Consider the following 20,469-nt stretch of genomic DNA (forward strand, 5'->3'; position numbering starts at 1 on the left):
CCGAGGCCGAGGAGCAGCATTACGCTATGCTGGACGAGCCAGCCATGGCCGCGTAACTTAAACCAAACAGCCTCCGGCAAACCCGGTGCGGTTCATTATCCGCGGAGCGCTATCTATTGAGTAAAGTCGATTATCCATTTTGTTGATGTCGTTGAAATACCCACCGACTGGAAACCAGATAAACAAAAGCTGGAGCTATGAACGTTCCCAAGGCGATACAAAGAAGTTTGTACGGAACAAACAAACTTGCAGCAATTACGATTGAGTTGTTGATCAGCAGGCCCAGAACGCTTGTGAAGAAATATTTCCACGCGGATCCCGATCGTTTGAACGTAAAACGCGCATGCCCCAAGTATGAAACAAAAACGGCGACGCAGAATGCAATGGTGTTGACCGAAAGGGCATGCAATGACGGATTGAGGCCGAGCAAGATTGCCGCTACGCACAGATGCGTCAGGGTCGCACCCACTCCAACTATTGCAAAGCGGACGACGGACGATTTCAGCATGAGGCCATACAAGTCGAGAGAACACGCGTTTTTTGAGCAGGTAGCATTCGGCATTTCAAATCACAACCGGATATGCTTGGCCCAAAACCACCCCTCGCGCCACCGCAGGCGTTCGCAGTGGTGCTGCAATCGCTGTACCGGGCCTCTGACATTACCTTCCAGCCCAACAGCGGCCCGCGCCAGTAGTGCGCTACTGAGCAACCTCCGACAACATCACAGGACCCGCGTTCACAAAGGCGCGGGTCTTTTCGTTTCCACGAGCTGAACGTCCGATTCCGCGCAGATCTTGCGGATGCTTGGAATGTCGCAATGATCGGTAATGAAGGTGTCCATCTGCGACAGATGGGCGATGCGCACCGGCGCGGTGCGTTCGAATTTCGTCCGGTCCGAAACCAAAATGACGTGGCGCGCGTTGGCGATGATTGCCTGAGCAACCTTCACCTCGCGAAAATCGAAGTCGAGCAGCGCGCCGTCATGGTCGATCGCCGACGCTCCGATCACGGCATAGTCGACCTTGAACTGACGGATGAAATCGACAGCGGCTTCGCCGACAATGCCGCCGTCGGACCCGCGCACAACGCCTCCGGCGATCACCACTTCCATATCAGGATAAACGCGCATCCTGTTGGCAACATTGATGTTGTTAGTGATGACCATCAGGCCCTTATGGTCGAGCAGCGCCTTGCCGACGGCCTCGGTCGTAGTGCCGATGTTGACGAACAACGAAGCATTGTCGGGGATGATGCGTGCCGCCGCCTGCCCGATCGCATCCTTTTCGTCAGCCGCGATCTTGCGCCGCGCCTCATATTCGAGGTTTTCGATTCCCGAAGGAAACAGCGCCCCGCCGTGAATGCGGCTCAGCAGGCGCTGGTCGCAGAGATCGTTGAGATCCTTGCGGATGGTCTGCGGCGTAACCTGGAAATGCGAAGCCAGATCGTCGACCAGCACACGGCCATTGTCCTTGGCGAGTTGGATGATTTCGGACTGGCGCGGTGAAAGGTACATCTTGGCGTTCCCCGAATTTCGTTTTGAACAACGATAGGGGAAAACGAAAGCAGTGAAAAGGCATCTCGAAAGCGTTCACTTTTGCCGCGCAAGCTCGGTGATCACCTCGAAAGCTTTGTCGACATCGGCCTCGGTCGCTTCGAACTGCCCCGCCTGGAAACGGATCACGGCGCGGCCATCGACGCGGGTCTGGGTCAGATAGATGCGGCCGTCGCGATTGATCGCTTCCACCAGAGCCAGATTGTGCTGGTCGAGATCGATTACGCCCGCAGGGGCATGTCGGAAGGAAAACAACGACAACATCGGCACGCTGGTGATCTCGAAATCGGGTTCCCGTCCGAGCCGGTCGGCCAACTTGCCGCTCCACGACACATGGTTGCGGATCATCGTTCGCAAGCCTTCCAGCCCATGGGCTCTGAGCAGGAACCACAGCTTAAGTGCCCTGAAACGCCGGCCAAGCGGCACAGACCATTCGGAATAATTGGTGATTCCCTCACGGCCTTGCGTCTTCAAAAACTCCGGCCGGATGGCCAGTGTCCGCACCAGGCTTTCGGGATCGCGGATGAACTGGATCGAGCAGTCGAACTGGGCGCCGAGCCATTTGTGCGGATTGAAGACGATCGAATCGGCACCGTCGACGCCGGCCCAGAAGTGCCGAAACTCCGGACAGATCATTGCTGAGCCAGCCCAGGCCGCGTCGACATGGGTGTAGAGACCGTGCCGCCTGGCGACATCCACCACAGTGGCAATATCGTCGGTGCCACCTACACTGGTGCCACCGACGCAAGCAATCACGCCAGCTGGCAGAAAACCCTGCTCCCGGTCCTTGGCTATCGCCGCGTCCAGTGCCTGGGTCGACATCGCGCGATAGCGCCCGCCGGTTGGGATGCGAACGAGGTTTTCCTCACCAATCCCCGCAACCCAGATGGCCCGGTCGATGGACGTGTGCACGTGTTCGGAACAATAGATCCGCAGGCGCGGGGCACCCGCAAGGCCAGACTTGTTGCCTTGCCAGTCGAGCGTGCGCTCGCGCATGGTCAGCACCGCCGCGAGGGTCGCAGACGAAGCCGAATCCTGGATGACGCCGGAAAAATCGGTAGGCAGGCCGAGCGCCTGGCGCAGCCAGTCGACCACGCGCGTTTCCAGTTCGGTCGCTGCCGGAGAGGTCTGCCAGAGCATGCACTGCGCCGCCATGGCGCTGACGAGATATTCCGCCACCACGGAGACAGGTGCCGCATTGGCGGGAAAATAGGCGAAGAAGCGCGGATGCTGCCAGTGCGTCATGCCTGGCACGATCGTCGCCTCGAAGTCGGCGAAAATCGCTTCCATCGGCTCGGCTGCTTCAGGGGGGCTCGCCGCAATCGCGTTCAAAACCTGGCCTGGCTCGACCTTCGGCCGCACCGGCCGGTCGCGCAACCCGGCGCGGTAATCGACGCCCCATTCGGCCGCCTTCACCGACCAATGGCGAAACTCGTTGCTGTCCATGGTCGTCCTCCGATGAGCGTATTGGGCCAGACTTGGCGGCTATTCGATGAAATCAGGCAAGCTTTGAAACGCTGCCTTCAGCGCGTCGGACCAGCCCTCCGAAACGCTCCGGTAATAGGGATCGTCAGCACCGATCCGCTTCTTCAGGCCGATCTTGAAGCTGTCTTTTTCGTAGAATGCCAGGTCGAGCGGCAGCCCGACCGACAGGTTCGATTTCAGCGTCGAATCGAACGACACCAACAGCAGCTTGACCGTTTCGGCGAAGCTCATCGTCTTGTCATAGGCGCGTACGATGATCGGCTTGCCGTATTTGGTCTCGCCGATCTGGAAGAATGGCGTGTCGTCGCTGCATTCGATGAAATTGCCTTCGGGATAGATCATGAACAGCCTGGGTTCGCTTCCCTTGATCTGGCCACCGAGGATGAACGAGGCGTTGAATGCCGCATCAGCGGTCTGTCCAGCGGGTGCCGACTGCGCGATCACTTCCTTGACCGTGTCGCCGACCAGCCGCGCGATCTGGTACATGGATGGTGCTTCGAGCAGTGTCGGCGCGCGTTCGGCCGTAGCCTTCGTCCGTTCGTCGAGCAGACTGACCACGGCCTGGGTGGTGGCCAGATTGCCAGCCGACATCAAGACGACCACGCGCTCGCCTGGTAGCTCCCAGATCCGCATCTTGCGAAAGGTCGAGATGCTGTCGACCCCGGCATTGGTCCGCGTGTCCGACATGAACACCAGGCCGCGATCAATCTTCAGTCCGACGCAATAGGTCATCGATTCCAGTCCGGCGAACGCTTCTATGCCGGATTACTGCTCTACGGTGATGTGGACTGCAAGCCGTTCCTGGGCGTTCCCGATCAGAATGCCCGAAATCGGCATCGCCTCGCGATAGTCGCGCCCTACTGCCACGCGCACATAGCGCCCATCAGGCGACACGCCGTTGGCAGCGTCAAAGCCGACCCAGCCCAGACCGTTGACATAGGCCTCCGCCCAGGCGTGGCTCGCCACCTGCTCGATCGTATCGTTCATCATCAGATAGCCGCTGACGTAACGCGCCGGAAATCCAAGCAGCCGGGCCGAGGCGGCAAAGACATGGGCGTGGTCCTGGCAAACGCCGGTACCTTTCTCAAGCGCCTCTTCGGCGGTCGTGCGGGAGTCGGTCGTGCCGGTCACGTAGGCCACGCGTTGCTGGATCGTTGCCATCAAGGCGTGCAGCCGCTCCAGTTCGCCACCCTCCCCGACATCGGCCGCAAGGTCGCGGATCGCAGCGCCTGGGGCGGTCAGCGGTGTCTGGTGCTCGAACAGCCACAGCGGCGCAAAGCCACGATGCGGCCCCGAAATGCCTGTGGTTTCGTTGGTCTCCACCTCGCCTTCGGCGACGATGCTGATCGTGTGCGGCTCGCCGTCGATGCTGAGCAGTCGGGTGTCATTGCCGAACTGGTCGAGGAAACGTACCTCCTCGCGCGCGCCTTCGATACGCAACGTCCAGGTCAGCACCGTCTGCGCCGGCCCACTCACCGGCCACAGGCGCACACGCTGCAGGCCATAGCGGATCGGCTCGTCGTAATTGTACTCGGTGCGGTGGCTGACCTTGAGCCGCATCTTCCTATCCGTTCAATAAAAGCCGAAATCCTGGGCGACCTGATCGCCCAGCCGATTATTGTCCTGAATGAAGTCGGCCAGGAACTCGTGCAGACCGGTTTCGAAAATGTCCTTGATCTCGGTGCCGCGCAGCCTGGCATATGTCCGTTCGGCGATCTCCTGCGCCGGCTGCCTGGTGCCGTAGTCCTCGCCAAGAAATTTCAGGTGTTCGGCCAGGAATCGATAACTGAAGGTGAGAGAGCGCGGCATGCGCACATTGAGGATCAGGTACTCGGCGATGTTTGTCGGCTTGTATTCGGCCTCGTAGACCCAGCGATAGGACCTGTGGGCCGCCACCGACCGCAGGATCGACTCCCATTGGTAGTTGTCGAGTGACGAGCCTACCCATGCGACCGACGGCAAGAGGACGTAATATTTGACGTCGAGTATGCGCGCGGTGTTGTCGGCGCGTTCGACGTAGGTACCGAGTTGCGCAAAATCGAATATCTCGTTGCGCAGCATGGTGCCGTAGAACGAGCCGCGGATCAGCGCCGTCTCGCGCTTGACGGCGTCGAGCACGCTCGGCAATTCACGCTGGTCGATCGGGCTTTCGAGCATGCGCTTCATCGCCATCCAGGCTTCGTTGATGCTTTCCCAGGTCTCCCGGGTCAGAGCCGTGCGCACCATGCGGGCATTGTTGCGTGCGGTCTCGATGGCAGCGACCGCGCTCGAGGGGTTCGACATGTCGCGCAGAAGAAAGTCGGCCACGTTTTCAGCCGTATAGTCGCTGTGTTTGGCGGCGAACGCCCCGGCAGCACCGGCCGACAGCAGCACCGAGTTCCATTCCTCCGAGGCATCCTGGCTGCGGGTCAGCGCCATGCGCAGACCGGCATCGATCAGCCTTGCCATGTTTTCGGTCCGCTCGATGTAGCGGTTCATCCAGTAGAGGCCGTTGGCGGTGCGTCCCAGAAGCATGTCAGGGCATCCGAAGCGAATGGCGAATAGTGAGTAGCGAATAGAGAGCAGTTGTCATGGCTTTTGTTGCAGGCTCCTGATCATCGATCGCAGCATTCGGCCGATCTCGTCCGATTGCTCGAGTAACTTCCTCGTCTCAGCATCACGCATCAACCCAACCCGACCAGACAAGATAATGTGTGTTTCCAGCTCTTTGAGAGAACCTTGAGCGACCCTGAGAAACTGAATGAATGACCCGGTACTCTCTCTTCCATGTCCCTCGGCGATGTTCGCCGCGATCGACGTAGAGGCCCGTCTAATCTGCGCTGTCATCCCGAAGGCTTCATTTGTCGGAAAGACCTTGGTGGCGGAATAGCAGTTCACGGCCAGCTCAACTGAGACCTGCCATACGACCAGATCCTTGTATGAGTTGATCACTCCCGGCAGTGCTTCCTCCCTATTCGCTACTCACTATTCGCTATTCGCCCCTCTAGTCATCCAGAACCCAGGTGTCCTTCGTCCCTCCGCCTTGCGACGAATTCACCACCAGCGACCCTTCCTTGAGCGCCACTCGCGTCAGGCCTCCGGGCACGATGCGAATGCGGTCGGAAACCAGCACGAACGGCCTGAGATCGACATGGCGCGGTGCGAGCCCCTTCTCGGTGAGGATCGGACAGGTCGATAGCGATAGCGTCGGCTGGGCGATGTAGTTGGAAGGCCGCACCGCGAGCTTCTTGGAAAACTCCTCGCGCTCTTTCTTGGAGGCCGCTGGTCCCACAAGCATGCCGTAGCCGCCCGAGCCGTGCACTTCCTTGACCACCAGTTCGGCCAGGTGCTCCTGGACATATTTCAGGCTGTCGGGCTCGGAGCAGCGCCAGGTCGGGATATTGCCGAGGATCGGCTTGCGGCCGGTGTAGAACTCGATGATCTCGGGCATGTAGGAATAGATCGCCTTGTCATCGGCGATGCCGGTGCCCGGAGCGTTGGCAATGGTGATGTTGCCGGCGCGGTAGATGTCCATGATGCCGGGCACGCCAAGTGCCGAATCCGGCTTGAAGGTCAGCGGATCGAGATAGGCGTCGTCGACACGGCGATAGAGCACGTCGATCTGCTTGTAGCCCTCCGTGGTGCGCATCGCCACGCGCCCGTCGACGACGCGCAGATCCTGACCTTCGACAAGTTGCACCCCCATCTGGTCGGCCAGGAACGCATGCTCGAAATAGGCAGAGTTGAAGCTGCCAGGCGTCAGCACGGCGATCGTCGGCGTGCCGCTCACCCCATTCGGCCTCACCGCCGCGAGCGACTGCCTGAGCAATTGCGGGTAGTTCTCGACGGGATGCACCTTGATGCGCTGGAACAGCTCGGGAAATAGCTGCAGCATCGTTTCGCGGTTCTCCAGCATGTAGGAGACGCCCGAAGGCGTGCGCGCGTTGTCCTCGAGTACATAGAACTCGTTTTCGGCGATGCGCACGATGTCCACGCCGATGATGTGGGTGTAGACCCCCGCCGGTGGCCTGACCCCGATCATCTCGGGCAGGAATGCCTCGTTGGTGGCGATCAGCTCACGCGGCACGCGGCCGGCGCGCAAAATCTCCTGGCGGTGATAGATATCGTCGAGGAAGGCGTTGAGCGCCTGCACCCGCTGTTCGATGCCTTGCGTCAGTCGTCGCCACTCATTGCCGGAAATGATCCGTGGCACGATGTCGAAGGGGATCAGCCTTTCGGAGGCTTCCTGCTCGCCATAGACGGCAAAGGTGATGCCGGTCTTGCGGAATACCCGCTCGGCATCGCGCATCTTTTCGGTAAGTCGTGCGGGGTCCTGGTTTTTCAGCCAGCTGTCATAGGCTTCGTAGGGTTTTCTCAATCCGGCTTCGGCCGGGAGCATTTCATCGAACGCGACCACTGGCTAACTCCCCATGTGGTCAGTGAAATGACCTCATGGGAGAAAATCAAGCGCAATCGCCGGTTTCAGGCGCAGCCGGCTACATATTCGGGAAATTGCCCAATGTTTCGGCAAAAAGCCGGGGATTTGGGCGCATCCCTGCCCTTTCCGCGCTCAGAACGCGCGGAAGGTCACGGTCGTGAATGTGTCCCTGATGTTGCCGATGGCATGGACCTTTTCGTTGACGAAGTGGCCGATGTCTTCCTCGTCGTCGACATAGAACTTCACCAGCAGGTCGAAATTGCCAGCCGTCGAATAGATCTCCGAGGCGATCTCGGCATCCGCCAGCGCACTCGCCACCTCATAGGCCTTGCCGAGTTCGCATTTGATCTGCACGAAAAAGGTCTTCATCGCGTCATCCGTTCCGGGCCTGCCCTTGTTGCCGGTCTTGTCGCAGAACGCACCAGCGCTTTCAAGCCAATGCCTGGCAACGTTCCAGAGACAAATCGCGCATTCGCCTGAAACCGCAGCCGCACCACTTGCGTATGATACAATGTGAATGTGGCACCGGCCAATGGCCCGCCACGAAGTGGGAGACGTCATGATGCGCTGTGCGGCAATCATTGTTGTTTCGCTGTTTTTCGCCTTGCCAGCGCTTGCCGGCGATGCCGAGATCAAGGCGGCGCAGGACAGCATCTCCGGCCAGCTCCATGCTTTTCGCACCGGCGACGATGCCGGTGCCTATGGCTACGCCGCGCCCAATGTGAAGCGCATCTCCCCCACACTCGACACATTCATGAGCATGGTCACCGGGGCCTACAAGCCGGTGCAGAAGCCACAGAGTTTTTCCTTCGGCAAGTCCAAGGAAACCAGTTCGACAGCGATCGTCCAGCAAGTGCTGATCGTCGGGCCGGATGGCAAGGACTATGAAGCCGTCTACACACTCGAATTGCAGCCCGACGGCATCTGGCGCATCACCGGCGTGAGCCTGCACGCAGCGAAGTCGCTGAGCACCTGATATCAGACCGGGCGGCGCGCCTCGAAGCTGATCGTGTCACAGCCCGTTGCCGGTGCCTGCCCGTAGCTATAATTGCCGGAGGCAACGATGTCGACGAAACCCGCCTCGCGCAGCGCCATGGCGAATTCCTCGACGCCCCACCAGCGCAGGCTGAACAGTTCCAGTTCGGTGCCAGCGAGTTTGGTGCCCTTCCACAGCTCGTAGCGCAGATGCGTCACCGTCGTCTGCGCGATGAAATCAGTGGAAACGCGCGCGTCGGTCAGCGTCAGCAGGTCGCCGTCATCAGTGGTCCAACTGCGCACCCGGCCGCCCTCACCCAAGAACCCGCCGATGGCGTCGAGATCGATCATCAACTGGCCGCCTGGCGCCAGATAGTCGAAGAACCGCCGCAACACCGATCTGGCCACAGCCACGTCGGTGATCAGATGGAACGAGCCCAGTGGCACGACGATAGCCGCGAACGTGGTGTCGTAGTTGAAGTGTTCGAACGTCTGGCGGCTCAGCCGGCCTTCGAGCATTTCAGCCGCTCGGGCGTTGCGGCAGTAGCCGAGCATTTCCTCGGAAGGATCGAAACCACGGATATCGATCCCCGCCTCGAGTATAGGAACCAGGAAACGACCATTGCCGACGGCAGGCTCCAGCACCGGACCTGCGCAACCTGAAAGACGTTCACTATAATATTCGATGTCGCCAAAAGAGCGGCCCACCGGTTTGTCGAGGTTGTATACCCAGGAGGCAAGCGTTCCGTATCTGTTGTTCACGCGCACCCGCCTCACCGACTTTCAGCTATCGTTCCAGACCTTCGCGAGGTCAAGCATAACCAGCGCCATAGGACGGAATTGCTTGCTGCGTCCAGTCGCGAACTCTTCGGCTCGAGAGCTTTGCGCAGCGCCTGTGGCGCAGGCACCACGCCTTGCAGCGAGAAGGTCCGCGTGCGCCGCCTTAATGTCAGGCGCCGGCGAAAAACCCGCTCAACGCCTTGAGATCGACGTTGCCGCCGCTCAGAACGATGCCGACGCGTTTTCCCGCGCAATCGACGACATTGTTGAGCGCCGCGGACGCGCCAAGGCAACCAGTTGGCTCGACGATGATCTTCATGCGCTCCGCAAAGAAGCGCATCGTCGATACCAGCTGTCCGTCGCTGACGGTGACGATGCCGTCCACCTTGGACTGCAGGATCGGAAAATTGTGGTAGCCGACGAATGTCGTCAGCGCCCCGTCGGCAATCGACTTCGGCGGCGCGATGCGAACCACCTCGCCTTTCTGCAGCGATTGCTGGCCATCGTTGCCTGCCTCGGGTTCGACGCCGATGACCCGGCAATCCGGGTTCAATGCCTTGGCGCTGAGCGCGCAGCCGGCGAGCAGCCCGCCGCCGCCCAGCGGCGTGATCAGCATGTCGAGCTCTCCGACCTCCTCGATCAATTCCAATGCCGCAGTGCCCTGCCCGGCAATGATGTCGGGATGATCGAATGGCGGGATCATCGCCATGCCGCGTTCCTCGGAAATAGCGCGCGCGATTGCCTCGCGGTCATCGCTGTAGCGGTCGAAGAACACGACCTCCGCGCCATACCCCCTCGTTGCCGCAACCTTGATCTCGGGCGCATCCTTGGGCATGACTATCACCGACGGCGCACCGAGCAGCGTAGCCGCATAGGCGAGCGCCTGGGCATGATTGCCGGACGAAAAGGCAACGACGCCCTTGCGACGCGCATCCGCGTCGAGCGCGGAAACGGCGTTGTAGGCGCCCCGGAACTTGAACGCACCGGCCCGCTGCAGGTTCTCGGCCTTGAAGAAGAGTTCACCGTCGACCATTGCATTGGCGGTGCGCGAGGTCAGCACCGGCGTGCGATGGGCATTGCCCGCTATGCGCGCCTGTGCGTCTCGTACGTCCTCGAAGGTCGGAATTCGCAACTTCGCAATCATGTCGCCCCCTTTTCACGCGAGCCCGGCTGAAGGGCGTATTCGCTTCCGCTGACGCAGCTGGCTCAGAGCCCGGAATGTACCGGCAAATCGCCCCGCACCCAACCCTCGGTGATTTCTGCCGCGCGATCGACGAACTTGCCGGCTTCGATAGAAACGCGGATCTCGCCCATCAGCTGTTGGTAATAAGACAGGTTGTTCCAGGTCAACAGCATGGCGCCCAGCGCCTCGCCCGATTTCACCAGATGATGCAGGTAGGCGCGGCTGTAGTCGCGCGCGGCTGGGCAATCGCTCTCTTCGTCCAGCGGACGGGGGTCGTCGGCATGGCGTGCGTTGCGAAGATTGACCTTGCCGCGACGGGTGTAGGCCAGGCCGTGGCGGCCGGCGCGGGTCGGCATAACGCAGTCGAACATGTCGATGCCGCGCGCTACCGATTTGATGATGTCGTCGGGGGTGCCCACGCCCATCAGATAGCGTGGCTTTTCCTGGGGCAGCTCCGGGCAGGTGATGTCGAGCATGTCGAGCATCACTTCCTGCGGCTCGCCGACGGCAAGTCCGCCCACGGCATAACCCTTGAGGTCGAGCCCCTTCAGCGCCTGCGCCGAGCGCACGCGCATGTCAGGGATGTCGCCGCCCTGGACGATACCGAACATCGCCTTGCCAGGCTGGTGACCGAAGGCGGTCTTGCAGCGATCGGCCCAGCGCAACGACAGCTCCATTGCGCGCTCGATTTCCTTCGGCGTCGCTGGCAGAGCGGTACATTCGTCGAGCTGCATCTGGATGTCGGAATCGAGCAGGCCCTGGATCTCGATAGAACGTTCCGGCGACATCTCGTAGGCCGCGCCGTCGATATGCGAGCGGAAAGTCACGCCCTTTTCGCTCAGCTTGCGCAGCTTGGACAACGACATCACCTGGAAACCGCCGGAATCGGTCAGGATCGGGTGCGGCCAGCGGGCGAACTCGTGCAGGCCGCCAAGCCTCGCCACCCGTTCGGCGCCCGGGCGTAACATCAGGTGGTAGGTGTTGCCCAGGATGATATCGGCGCCCACGCCGCGCACCTGGTCCATATACATCGCCTTGACCGTGCCGCCGGTGCCGACCGGCATGAAGGCCGGCGTCCGGATCGTACCGCGCGGCATGGTGATCTCGCCGCGGCGCGCCTTGCCGTCGGTGGCAAGTACGTTGAACTTGAACTCTTCACTCATCGGTCGTTCCTGAACAGCAGGCTGGCATCACCATAGGAGTAGAAGCGGTAGCCGCTGGAAATAGCGTGCGCATAGACCTCATGCATCCGCTCGAGCCCGCGAAAGGCCGAAACCAGCATGAACAACGTTGAGCGCGGCAAATGGAAATTGGTCATCAGCGCATCGACGAATTTGAAGCGGTAGCCGGGCGTGATGAAGATGTCGGTCGGTCCCGACCATGCGGCGATGGTGCCGTCGGCGCGCGCAGCACTTTCCATCAGACGCAGCGACGTCGTGCCCACCGCGACAACCTGGTTGCCGCGCGCCCTGGCAGCATTCAAGGCCTGCGCTGTTTCTTCCGAGACATGGCCGATCTCGGAGTGCATCTTGTGCTCGGCCGTGTCGTCGGCCTTCACTGGCAGGAAGGTGCCAGCACCGACATGAAGCGTCACGAATTGGCGTTCGATTCCCTTGGCTTCCAATTGGGCGAACAGCTCCGGCGTGAAGTGCAGCCCGGCGGTAGGGGCTGCGACAGCGCCCTCTTCCTTGGCATACACGGTCTGGTAGTCGCTGCGGTCGCGAGCGTCGTCGGGACGCTTGGAAGCGATGTAAGGCGGCAGCGGGATATGGCCCACAGCATGCAGCGCCTCGTCGAGAGCGGCACCGGAGAAGTCGAAAGCAAGCAAAGCCTCTCCCGCCTCGCCCTTTTCGATTACAGTGGCGTCGAGCTGGCCGATCGCGCAGACCTCGCCGCTGTGGCCGAAATGGATACGGTCGCCGACAGCCACGCGCTTGCCGGGCCGCATGAAGGCGAGCCAACGGTCGGGACCGACACGCATATGCAGCGTTGCGTCGACATGGGCCTGGGCCTCGCCGCGCACGCGCGTACCCTTGAGCTGTGCCGGGATCACGCGCGTGTCGTTGAGCACCAGGACGTCGCCCGGCTCAAGCAGCGACGGCAGGTCGCGCACACTGAAATCAGCTAGCTTGTCGTCGGGACGCACCACCAGCATGCGCGCGGAATCGCGCGGTTCGGCCGGGCGCAGCGCGATCCGTTCCTCGGGAAGCTCGAAATCGAAAAGGTCAACACGCATCAGTAGATACGGATCATCATTGCTCCAGCGAGCAGCAACATGGCGCCGACAACACGGCCCATGGAGATTTCACGGACCGCAACGCCTAGATAGCCGGCCCTGTCGACCAGCATTCCAGCCAGTAGTTGGCCTGCAACCAGAAAAGCCATCAGTGCCGCCGCACCTATGCGTGGCGTGAGCAGCACCGAGCTTGTAACATAGACCGCGCCTAGCGCGCCGCCGGCAACGAAAAGCCAGGGCGCGGGCGCACGCCAATCAATGGAAACGCCCTGCGCGCGGGTGGTCACCAAGGTGACGATGCCCAGCACAACGGCGCCGGCAAGAAACGAAATCGCAGCCGCCGCGACGGGCACACCGAGCCCGCGCGCCAGCTGCGAATTGATCGGCGCTTGAATGGCAATGAAGGCGCCCGCCAGAACGCCGAGAAGCGACCAGAGAACGCCCGAGATTGCCATTTTATTCCGCGACGTCCGCCGCGACCTTCATCGACACGATCTTGTCGGGATCCTGCACCGGCTCGCCACGCTTGATCTTGTCGACGTTTTCCATGCCTTCGATGACCTGGCCCCACACCGTGTACTGGCGGTTGAGGAAGCCGGCGTCTTCGAAGCAGATGAAGAACTGCGAGTTGGCCGAGTTCGGGTTCTGCGAACGTGCCATCGAGCAGGTGCCACGTGCGTGGTTCATGTTGGAGAACTCCGCCTTGAGGTCGGCCTTGTCCGAGCCGCCCATGCCAGCGCGCGACGGGTTGAAAGACGGCTTGGTCGAGTTGCCGTACTGCACGTCGCCGGTCTGGGCCATGAAGCCCTCGATGACGCGATGGAACACGACGCCATCATAGGCGCCTTCGCGTGCCAGTTCCTTGATCCGGCCGACATGGCCGGGAGCCAGGTCCGGCAACAATTCGATTACCACCTTGCCCTTGGTGGTTTCCATGATCAGCGCGTTTTCGCGATCCTTGATCTCGGCCATGATGGATATCCTTTTTCGTTTTAGGTTTACTTGGCGTCCGCGGCGATGCGGACCTTGATCATGCGGTCGGGGTCGCTGACGGCGCCGTTGTCAGCCGCATCGCCCTTCTTGATCCCGTCAACAAGATCCATGCCCTTCTCGACGTCGCCGACGATCGTGTACTGGCCGTCGAGCGAGGATGCGGTGTCGAACATGATGAAGAACTGCGAGTTCGCCGAATTGGGATCCTGCGAACGCGCCATGCCGACGACACCGCGCTTGAAATTCTCCTTCGAGAATTCCGCTGGCAGGTCAGGCAACTTCGAGCCGCCAGTGCCGGCGCGGGCGGCATTGTAGCCGTCCTTCATGTCTCCGAACTCGACGTCGCCGGTCTGGGCCATGAAACCGTCGATGACACGGTGGAAGGCGACATTGTCATAAGCGCCTTCGCGCACCAGTTCCTTGATCTGAGCGACATGCTTGGGCGCGAGGTCGGGGCGCAGCGCCACGGTCACGTCGCCACCCTTGAGCGTGATGATCATCGTATTTTCCGGCTCCGCGGCGAACGCCGCGACCGACCCGGCCAGCAGGCCGGTGAGAACAACGAAGGACGAGGCAAGCTTCCTGAGCTGCATTTTCCGATACTCCGAAATTATTTCGCGAATTTGGACGTGAGCGCGCCGGCGACAGCCGCCGGCACGAACGGGCGAATGTCGCCGCCCATCGAGGCTATCTGGCGGACAAGTGTGGCGGTAATCGTGCGAACCGAAGGGCTCGCGGGCAGGAAAACCGTCTGCAGTTCCGGCGCCATGGTCTCGTTCATGCCTGCCATCTGCATTTCGTAGTCGAGGTCGGTGCCATCGCGCAGGCCGCGGATCATGATCGAGGCGCCTTGCTTGCGCGCGGCGTCGATCACCAGCCCGTCGAAGGCCACCACCTTGATGCGGCTGCCGTCCTGGCCAAATTCATCCTTCGCCGCTTCCTCGATAAGCGCCACGCGCTCCTCGAATGAAAACAACGGCTTCTTGCCAGGATGGATGCCGATTGCCGCGTAAACGACGTCGGCCACCGCCAACGACGCCTTCAGCACGTCGAGATGGCCGTTGGTCAGCGGGTCAAACGACCCTGCGTAGATGGCGATACGATCAGTCATGGGCTGCTTCTAGAACATCGGGGCCAAAGGTGGAAGCTCACATTGCCGCCAACGTGCCCCTGTTGGAGCAGGCGATTGGTTTACGAAATGAATGGGCGATGAACGGCAATCTCAGGATCAGTTCAAGCGGTTGTGAATAAACCGTCGATATAGTCGATGAAACCAAACGGCGTCTCGTCCGTTGTTTCGAGCAGGAGAACAGCGCCATGATGATCTTTATGCTCGCCGCGGCCATGACCCTGGCCATGCTTGTCGCCACAGCCTTCAGCCTCCATCATGAGGCCCATCGCATTCGCACCAAGGTGCAGACCGCGCGCGTCCAGCTTCCTGGCTGGCGCAACTCGCGCACCCAACGCTGAACAGTTTCTGCCCCTCCAGGCAAAGCGGCGCCTCGGCGCCGCTTCTTTCTCTTCTTTATTATCTTTCCTAACGCCCTAAACAGACGAGCTGTTTGGCGTTTGGACGCGATCAGGCTTCCTCGCCCGTCGGGGTTTCGCCATTGGCTGCTTCGTCAGCTTCATCCTCGCCTTGCGGTTCGGAAATACGCTCGACCGACACTACCTTCTCGCCGTCGGCAGTGTTGAAGATCGTGACGCCCTTGGTGGCGCGGCTGGCAAAGCGAATACCCTCGACCGGCACCCGGATCACCTGTCCGCCGTCCGACACCAGCATGATCTGGTCGTCGTTGCCGACAGGGAACGTAGCCACCAGCTTGCCGATTTCCGCGACCTTCGACACGTCGGTGGCACGGATGCCCTTGCCGCCGCGATTGGTCAGCCGGAAATCGTAGGACGACGAGCGCTTTCCATAGCCATATTCCGTAACCGTCAGCACGAACTGTTCGTGCTGGGTCAGGAACTGGTAGCGCTCCTCGGAGATGTCGGCTTCCTCGCCGACCTCCTCGTTCGTCAGGGCAATATCCTCGTCTTCGCCGGCAGCTGCTCCAGCGGCCAAGCGTCGTTCGGCAACCGACCGCTTGAGATAGGCAGCACGTTCCGCAGGGCTCGCCTCGACATGCTCGATGATCGCCATCGAGATGACCCGATCGCCCTCGCCCATGCTGATGCCGCGCACGCCGACCGAATTTCGGCTCTGGAACACGCGCACGTCGTCGACGCGGAAGCGGATGCACTGGCCGGAATCGGCTGTCAAAAGCACGTCGTCATTGTCGGTGCAGGTTTCGACGCCGAGGATCTCGTCGCCTTCTTCCTCCAGCTTCATGGCGATCTTGCCGTTGCGGTTGACCTGGACGAACTCGCTGAGCTTGTTGCGGCGGACGGTGCCGCGCGTTGTCGCAAACATCACGTCGAGCTCGGCCCAGCTCGCCTCGTCCTCGGGCAGCGGCATGATCGTTGTGATGCGTTCGCCCTGCTGCAGCGGCAGCAGATTGATCAGGGCCTTGCCACGCGACTGCGGATTGCCGATCGGCAGGCGCCAGACTTTTTCCTTATAGACGATGCCGCGCGAGGAGAAGAACAGCACCGGTGTATGCGTGTTGACCACGAATAGTCGGGTGACGAAATCCTCGTCCTTGGTCGACATGCCCGAGCGGCCCTTGCCGCCGCGGCGCTGCGCCCGGTAGAGCGAAAGCGGCACGCGCTTGATGTAGCCGGAATGACTGACGGTGACGACCATGTCCTCGCGCGGGATCAGGTCCTCGTCTTCCATGTCGGCGCCGCCGTCGGTGATTTCCGTACGGCGCGGCACGCCAAATTCGTCGCGCACCGCGACGAGTTCGTCCTTGACGATCTGCTGGATGCGCGCGCGCGAAGACAGAATATCCAGGTAATCAGTGATCTCGGCGCCGATCTTGTTCAGTTCATCGGCGATTTCGTCACGGCCAAGTGCCGTCAGGCGCTGCAGGCGCAGTTCGAGAATGGCGCGCGCCTGCTCTTCCGACAGGTTGTAGGTACCATCGTCATTGATGCGATGACGCGGGTCGTCGATCAGGCGGATCAGCGACTCTACGTCGGACGCCGGCCAGCGGCGCGTCATCAATTGCTCGCGCGCCGTCTGCGGATCTGGCGCTGTGCGGATCAGCTTGATGACTTCGTCGATGTTGGCAACCGCAATCGCCAGGCCGACCAAGATGTGGGCTCGGTCGCGCACCTTCTTGAGCAGGAATTTGGTGCGGCGGCTGATCACCTCTTCGCGGAAGGCAACGAACGCCCTCAGCATGTCGAGCAGCGTCAGCACTTCCGGCTTGCCGCCGTTCAGCGCAACCATATTGGCGCCAAACGAAGTCTGCAGCGGCGTGAAGCGGTAGAGCTGGTTGAGAATGACCTCGGCATTGGCATCGCGCTTGAGCTCGATGACGACCCGGTAGCCCTGGCGGTCGCTCTCGTCGCGAATGTCAGAGATGCCCTCGATGCGCTTGTCACGCACCAGTTCGGCCATCTTCTCGATCATCGTCGCCTTGTTCACCTGATAGGGAACTTCGGTGATGACGATCGCTTCGCGGTCGCCGCGGCTCTGCTCGATATTGACCTTGCCGCGCATGATTACCGAGCCACGGCCGGTCGAATAGGCATTGTAGATGCCCGAGCGTCCGAGGATCAGGCCGCCGGTCGGGAAGTCCGGACCGGGGATGATCTCCATCAGGTCAGGCAGGTCGATACTAGGGTTTTCCATGACGGCGATGGTGCCGTTACAGATTTCGACCAGATTGTGCGGCGGTATGTTGGTCGCCATGCCGACGGCGATACCGCCCGCGCCATTGACCAGCAGGGCAGGAAAGCGCGCCGGCAGCACGCGGGGCTCCTGCCCCGATGCGTCGTAGGTATCCTGGAAATCGACGGTATCCTTGTCGATATCCTCGAGCAGTTCGTGCGCCACCTTGGTCAGGCGCGCTTCGGTGTAGCGCATCGCCGCGGGCGGATCACCGTCGATCGAGCCGAAATTGCCCTGCCCATCGATCAGCGGCACGCTCATCGACCAGTCTTGCGCCATGCGCACCAAGGCGTCGTAGATCGAAGCGTCGCCGTGCGGGTGATATTTACCCATCACGTCGGCGACGGGACGCGCCGACTTCACATATTTGCGGTTCCAGTGGTAGCCGCTCTCATGCGAGGCATAGAGGATGCGCCGGTGCACCGGCTTCATGCCGTCGCGCACGTCGGGCAGCGCACGGCTCACGATCACGCTCATGGCGTAATCGAGATAGGAGCGCTGCATCTCCTCGATGATGGAAATCGGCTCGATGCCGGAGGGACCCTCAGGTCCGCGCGGTGATTTCTGGTCGGTCAACTCTGATCACGCATGTTGGGAATCATTTACACCTTATATAGGAATGGCCCGAGATTGACCAATTTTGGGCGCGCTTTTCCAATGCTGATTTAGCATTAAATATCAACAAGATAGATAATGCGATCTGATCCGCGACAGTCTGTCCGGCGGACCCGTGCCCCTTGCGGGCGCACAGCGCATCAATCATACGCATTGGCTCTGGCGCTGCGGACGCGCTCGGGTTAGCCTGCAGCCGCCGGGGAGATGCCGAATGCCGCTTTTCGACACTGTTTTCAACGCTTTCGTCACCATCCTCGTCACCATCGACCCGCCCGGCTTGGCGCCGCTGTTTTTGGCGGTGACGCGCGGCATGAACCGCGACCAACGCCTGCAGGTCTCGGTGCGGGCCAGCGTCATTGCCTTTGTCGTACTCGCCATCTTCGCCATCGCCGGCAAGGCAATCCTCACGGTGTTTGGCATTACGCTGCCGGCGTTCCGCGTCGCTGGCGGCTTCCTTTTGTTCTTCATTGCGTTCGAGATGGTTTTCGAAAAGCGGCAGGACCGTAAGGAAAAGATCTCGGATGTCGCGATCACCCGCGACCACATTCATAATATCGCCGCCTTCCCGCTCGCCATTCCGCTGATCGCCGGCCCCGGCGCCATTTCCGCGACGGTGCTGCTATCAGGTTCATTCCAGGGATGGGCAGGCCAGGCAGCACTCGTGCTCATCATACTCGCCTGCCTGGCGGCAACCTATCTGGTATTCATCCTGGCCGAGCGCATCGACCAGTTCCTCGGGCAGACTGGCCGGTCGATCCTCACCCGCCTGCTGGGCGTCATCCTTGCCGCGCTCGCCGTGCAGTTCGTCGCCGACGGGATCAAGGAACTGGCGGCGATGTGAGTAGCCTCACACGCTCTCCTGAAAGACCACATGAGTGCACGAACAGCAATTGACCACGACGCGTGCAGCGCGTGGTGCCCGACTGAATCAAAGTATCAAGACCTTGGTGTATCGTCGGCGGGTGGGCCCTCGACTTGTGGCATAGTCGCCAGACCCGCGATCACGATGACCTGGAATTCACGATCCTGCGCGATGACCTCGACATCTTCCGCCAGGCACTGACAGGAATGGAACTCTATACGGCCGGAAACGGCATGGTTGAGCTCTTGCCTTGGAGCTGCGAGCCGCAACCTGAGATTTCGCAAATATGGTGCCAAGACGTCGAGCAACGTTGCCGGCGAGTCGATATGATGATCGAGCCAGGGTCGCCGGACCTGAGGTCTGCAAGAGGAACTCCAACATCGTCAGGCCGAGAGCCGACGTAGTTGCAAAGTCCTCTGATGGCCTGCCCTACTTGAAGCCGGCGGCCATTCTCCCGCTCAAGGTAAAATACCGCCGCCCCCGAGGACGGGCCGAAGCTGGAGCAAACGGAACGGAGTGTATCGAGATCTGCCACCCTGGCCATGAATGGGCAGAGATATTGTGGCCGCCTACGCCGAACAGAGCTTCCTCCGAAGGTGCCATCGCCGTGACCAGCCTACTGCTTGAAGCATTGTTCGCGATGCCATCGCAGAAAATGCGGATGGGGTCGCTCGGAAAAGCGCTTTGGGCCGATCGCTTGGCCACTGCGATTGACGATACCCCTGACTCCGTCAGGATCGTTCACCTGGCGCGAAATCAAGATTTCGAGATCATCGGACAGGCTGATGAGTCCCCGGTCAAACATCCAATGAGCCGTGCCTGAAAGAGCGATGCCGTTATTGATTACGTCTGGCCCGTCTGCCTCGACGGGTCGAATATGGGCTGCCGCAACTTCCGCGCGTCCGCCGCCGTTGATAAGTTTCAATCCAGTTATCGCGCAGCGCTCATCATAGGCGCGCAAGACGATCTGCCGAAAGACGCGGTCGCGCACGATCCGAGACGTTAGGAATTGAACTCGCTCTCGGCTCCCTTCAAAAACGAAGGGTGCTTGGTCTTCAGACAGCCCTGCATCAGTCGCTACTGTATCGACCCTCGGCAGCAAGGAAGTCGCCTGACCCAACCCCAGCGTGACGATCTTGCCGAAGTCACTTGCTGAGAGTGGCCGCACAGCCGACTGGGCCCGGCCTGAAATTCGCCCTTCAACGTTCAGTACACCACGTTCGGCCACGCCATCGGCGCTACTGAACGGAACTGGGTTCGCGAAATCGAGATAAGTACCTGGCTCGATAAGAGCGAGAAACATGCCCTGCGCTGCGGCATCAGGGATAACTTGCTGCACCTTGGCGACCGCAAAGTATCCTCGTGTGTCGGCAACCTTGCGCGGCTCGTAGTAGATGATCCAGTCGCCGATGCAGCCCTTGACCCTGCCAAGGTACTGGGCAGGAAACTGGTATTGTTCAGCCGGACTGTCGTCGTAAATCGAATCCGATCTGTGAATGAAGACCCCGTACCCCATGTCCCCTAGTAGCGCGATCCGTAAAGATTCGCGATGCGGATCTGCCGGATATTTGGAAGCGCGATCATTCGCGG

The 20,469-nt window shown here is 60.8% G+C and carries 22 protein-coding genes; 3 read left to right on the plus strand and 19 right to left on the minus strand.

The genetic code is table 11. The annotated features are described in order from the left end of the window. Positions 1 to 130: 130 nt before the first annotated feature. The 9 genes from C8K44_RS11805 to C8K44_RS11845 form a co-directional block, all read right to left on the minus strand. Positions 131 to 562 (minus strand): GtrA family protein, encoded by a 432-nt coding sequence (locus C8K44_RS11805; RefSeq protein WP_109575999.1) that lies wholly within the window; start codon positions 560 to 562, stop codon positions 131 to 133. Positions 563 to 736: 174 nt separating this feature from the next. Beyond that, positions 737 to 1,513 carry a DeoR/GlpR family DNA-binding transcription regulator gene (locus C8K44_RS11810; RefSeq protein WP_109576000.1) on the minus strand — a complete coding sequence of 259 codons (777 nt, stop codon included), beginning with the start codon at positions 1,511 to 1,513 and terminating at the stop codon, positions 737 to 739. A 75-nt stretch (positions 1,514 to 1,588) separates the two neighbouring features. Next, positions 1,589 to 2,998: an aspartate aminotransferase family protein gene (locus C8K44_RS11815; protein WP_109576001.1), complete on the minus strand. Its 1,410-nt coding sequence runs from the start codon at positions 2,996 to 2,998 to the stop codon at positions 1,589 to 1,591. 39 nt (positions 2,999 to 3,037) lie between these two features. Continuing rightward, on the minus strand, positions 3,038 to 3,769 hold the full coding sequence (locus C8K44_RS11820) for a proteasome-type protease (protein ID WP_109576002.1): 732 nt from the start codon (positions 3,767 to 3,769) through the stop codon (positions 3,038 to 3,040). 33 nt (positions 3,770 to 3,802) lie between these two features. Further along, positions 3,803 to 4,597: a transglutaminase family protein gene (locus C8K44_RS11825; RefSeq protein WP_109576003.1), complete on the minus strand. Its 795-nt coding sequence runs from the start codon at positions 4,595 to 4,597 to the stop codon at positions 3,803 to 3,805. Positions 4,598 to 4,609: 12 nt separating this feature from the next. After that, on the minus strand, positions 4,610 to 5,551 hold the full coding sequence (locus C8K44_RS11830) for an alpha-E domain-containing protein (protein WP_109576004.1): 942 nt from the start codon (positions 5,549 to 5,551) through the stop codon (positions 4,610 to 4,612). Between the two features lie 54 nt (positions 5,552 to 5,605). Next, positions 5,606 to 5,977, minus strand: a complete 372-nt coding sequence (locus tag C8K44_RS11835; protein WP_109576005.1) for a four helix bundle protein — start codon at positions 5,975 to 5,977, stop codon at positions 5,606 to 5,608. A 43-nt stretch (positions 5,978 to 6,020) separates the two neighbouring features. Continuing rightward, on the minus strand, positions 6,021 to 7,433 hold the full coding sequence (locus tag C8K44_RS11840; RefSeq protein ID WP_199227076.1) for a circularly permuted type 2 ATP-grasp protein: 1,413 nt from the start codon (positions 7,431 to 7,433) through the stop codon (positions 6,021 to 6,023). A 153-nt stretch (positions 7,434 to 7,586) separates the two neighbouring features. Then, entirely contained in the window at positions 7,587 to 7,823 is a 237-nt protein-coding gene (locus C8K44_RS11845; RefSeq protein ID WP_109576006.1) for an Lrp/AsnC ligand binding domain-containing protein, read from the minus strand. Positions 7,824 to 8,016: 193 nt separating this feature from the next. On the opposite strand from C8K44_RS11845, the gene C8K44_RS11850 reads away from it, so the two are divergent. Continuing rightward, positions 8,017 to 8,430: a DUF4864 domain-containing protein gene (locus tag C8K44_RS11850; protein WP_109576216.1), complete on the plus strand. Its 414-nt coding sequence runs from the start codon at positions 8,017 to 8,019 to the stop codon at positions 8,428 to 8,430. Positions 8,431 to 8,432: 2 nt separating this feature from the next. On the opposite strand, the gene C8K44_RS11855 is transcribed toward C8K44_RS11850, so the two are convergent. The 8 genes from C8K44_RS11855 to coaD form a co-directional block, all read right to left on the minus strand. Further along, positions 8,433 to 9,191, minus strand: a complete 759-nt coding sequence (locus C8K44_RS11855) for a class I SAM-dependent methyltransferase (protein ID WP_109576217.1) — start codon at positions 9,189 to 9,191, stop codon at positions 8,433 to 8,435. Between the two features lie 187 nt (positions 9,192 to 9,378). After that, positions 9,379 to 10,353 carry a threo-3-hydroxy-L-aspartate ammonia-lyase gene (locus tag C8K44_RS11860; RefSeq protein ID WP_109576007.1) on the minus strand — a complete coding sequence of 325 codons (975 nt, stop codon included), beginning with the start codon at positions 10,351 to 10,353 and terminating at the stop codon, positions 9,379 to 9,381. A gap of 62 nt (positions 10,354 to 10,415) precedes the next feature. Further along, on the minus strand, positions 10,416 to 11,555 hold the full coding sequence (gene tgt, locus C8K44_RS11865; protein ID WP_109576008.1) for a tRNA guanosine(34) transglycosylase Tgt: 1,140 nt from the start codon (positions 11,553 to 11,555) through the stop codon (positions 10,416 to 10,418). Further along, entirely contained in the window at positions 11,552 to 12,628 is a 1,077-nt protein-coding gene (gene queA / locus C8K44_RS11870) for a tRNA preQ1(34) S-adenosylmethionine ribosyltransferase-isomerase QueA (protein ID WP_109576009.1), read from the minus strand. The genes tgt and queA overlap by 4 nt, the downstream gene beginning before the upstream one ends. Then, positions 12,628 to 13,077, minus strand: coding sequence for a DMT family transporter (locus C8K44_RS11875; RefSeq protein WP_109576218.1), 450 nt, complete (start codon positions 13,075 to 13,077; stop codon positions 12,628 to 12,630). The genes queA and C8K44_RS11875 overlap by 1 nt, the downstream gene beginning before the upstream one ends. Positions 13,078 to 13,084: 7 nt before the next feature. Next, positions 13,085 to 13,600 carry a peptidylprolyl isomerase gene (locus C8K44_RS11880; protein ID WP_109576010.1) on the minus strand — a complete coding sequence of 172 codons (516 nt, stop codon included), beginning with the start codon at positions 13,598 to 13,600 and terminating at the stop codon, positions 13,085 to 13,087. Between the two features lie 26 nt (positions 13,601 to 13,626). After that, on the minus strand, positions 13,627 to 14,214 hold the full coding sequence (locus tag C8K44_RS11885) for a peptidylprolyl isomerase (protein ID WP_109576011.1): 588 nt from the start codon (positions 14,212 to 14,214) through the stop codon (positions 13,627 to 13,629). A 17-nt stretch (positions 14,215 to 14,231) separates the two neighbouring features. Further along, positions 14,232 to 14,732: a pantetheine-phosphate adenylyltransferase gene (gene coaD, locus C8K44_RS11890; protein ID WP_109576012.1), complete on the minus strand. Its 501-nt coding sequence runs from the start codon at positions 14,730 to 14,732 to the stop codon at positions 14,232 to 14,234. A 206-nt stretch (positions 14,733 to 14,938) separates the two neighbouring features. Here coaD and C8K44_RS27695 point away from each other — a divergent pair, with 206 nt between their 5' ends. Then, a complete protein-coding gene (locus C8K44_RS27695; protein WP_199227077.1) occupies positions 14,939 to 15,091 on the plus strand; it encodes a hypothetical protein in 153 nt (50 codons plus the stop codon). A 109-nt stretch (positions 15,092 to 15,200) separates the two neighbouring features. Here C8K44_RS27695 and gyrA read toward each other — a convergent pair whose 3' ends face one another. Continuing rightward, positions 15,201 to 17,978 carry a DNA gyrase subunit A gene (gene gyrA, locus C8K44_RS11895; RefSeq protein WP_109576013.1) on the minus strand — a complete coding sequence of 926 codons (2,778 nt, stop codon included), beginning with the start codon at positions 17,976 to 17,978 and terminating at the stop codon, positions 15,201 to 15,203. 250 nt (positions 17,979 to 18,228) lie between these two features. On the opposite strand from gyrA, the gene C8K44_RS11900 reads away from it, so the two are divergent. Then, entirely contained in the window at positions 18,229 to 18,858 is a 630-nt protein-coding gene (locus C8K44_RS11900) for a MarC family protein (protein WP_109576014.1), read from the plus strand. Between the two features lie 637 nt (positions 18,859 to 19,495). Here the strand turns inward: C8K44_RS11900 and C8K44_RS11910 are convergent. Continuing rightward, positions 19,496 to 20,395 carry an HNH endonuclease gene (locus C8K44_RS11910; RefSeq protein WP_109576015.1) on the minus strand — a complete coding sequence of 300 codons (900 nt, stop codon included), beginning with the start codon at positions 20,393 to 20,395 and terminating at the stop codon, positions 19,496 to 19,498. Positions 20,396 to 20,469: the final 74 nt, after the last annotated feature.

Origin of the sequence: Aminobacter sp. AP02 (genome assembly GCF_003148805.1) — a bacterium.
GTDB lineage: Bacteria > Pseudomonadota > Alphaproteobacteria > Rhizobiales > Rhizobiaceae > Aminobacter.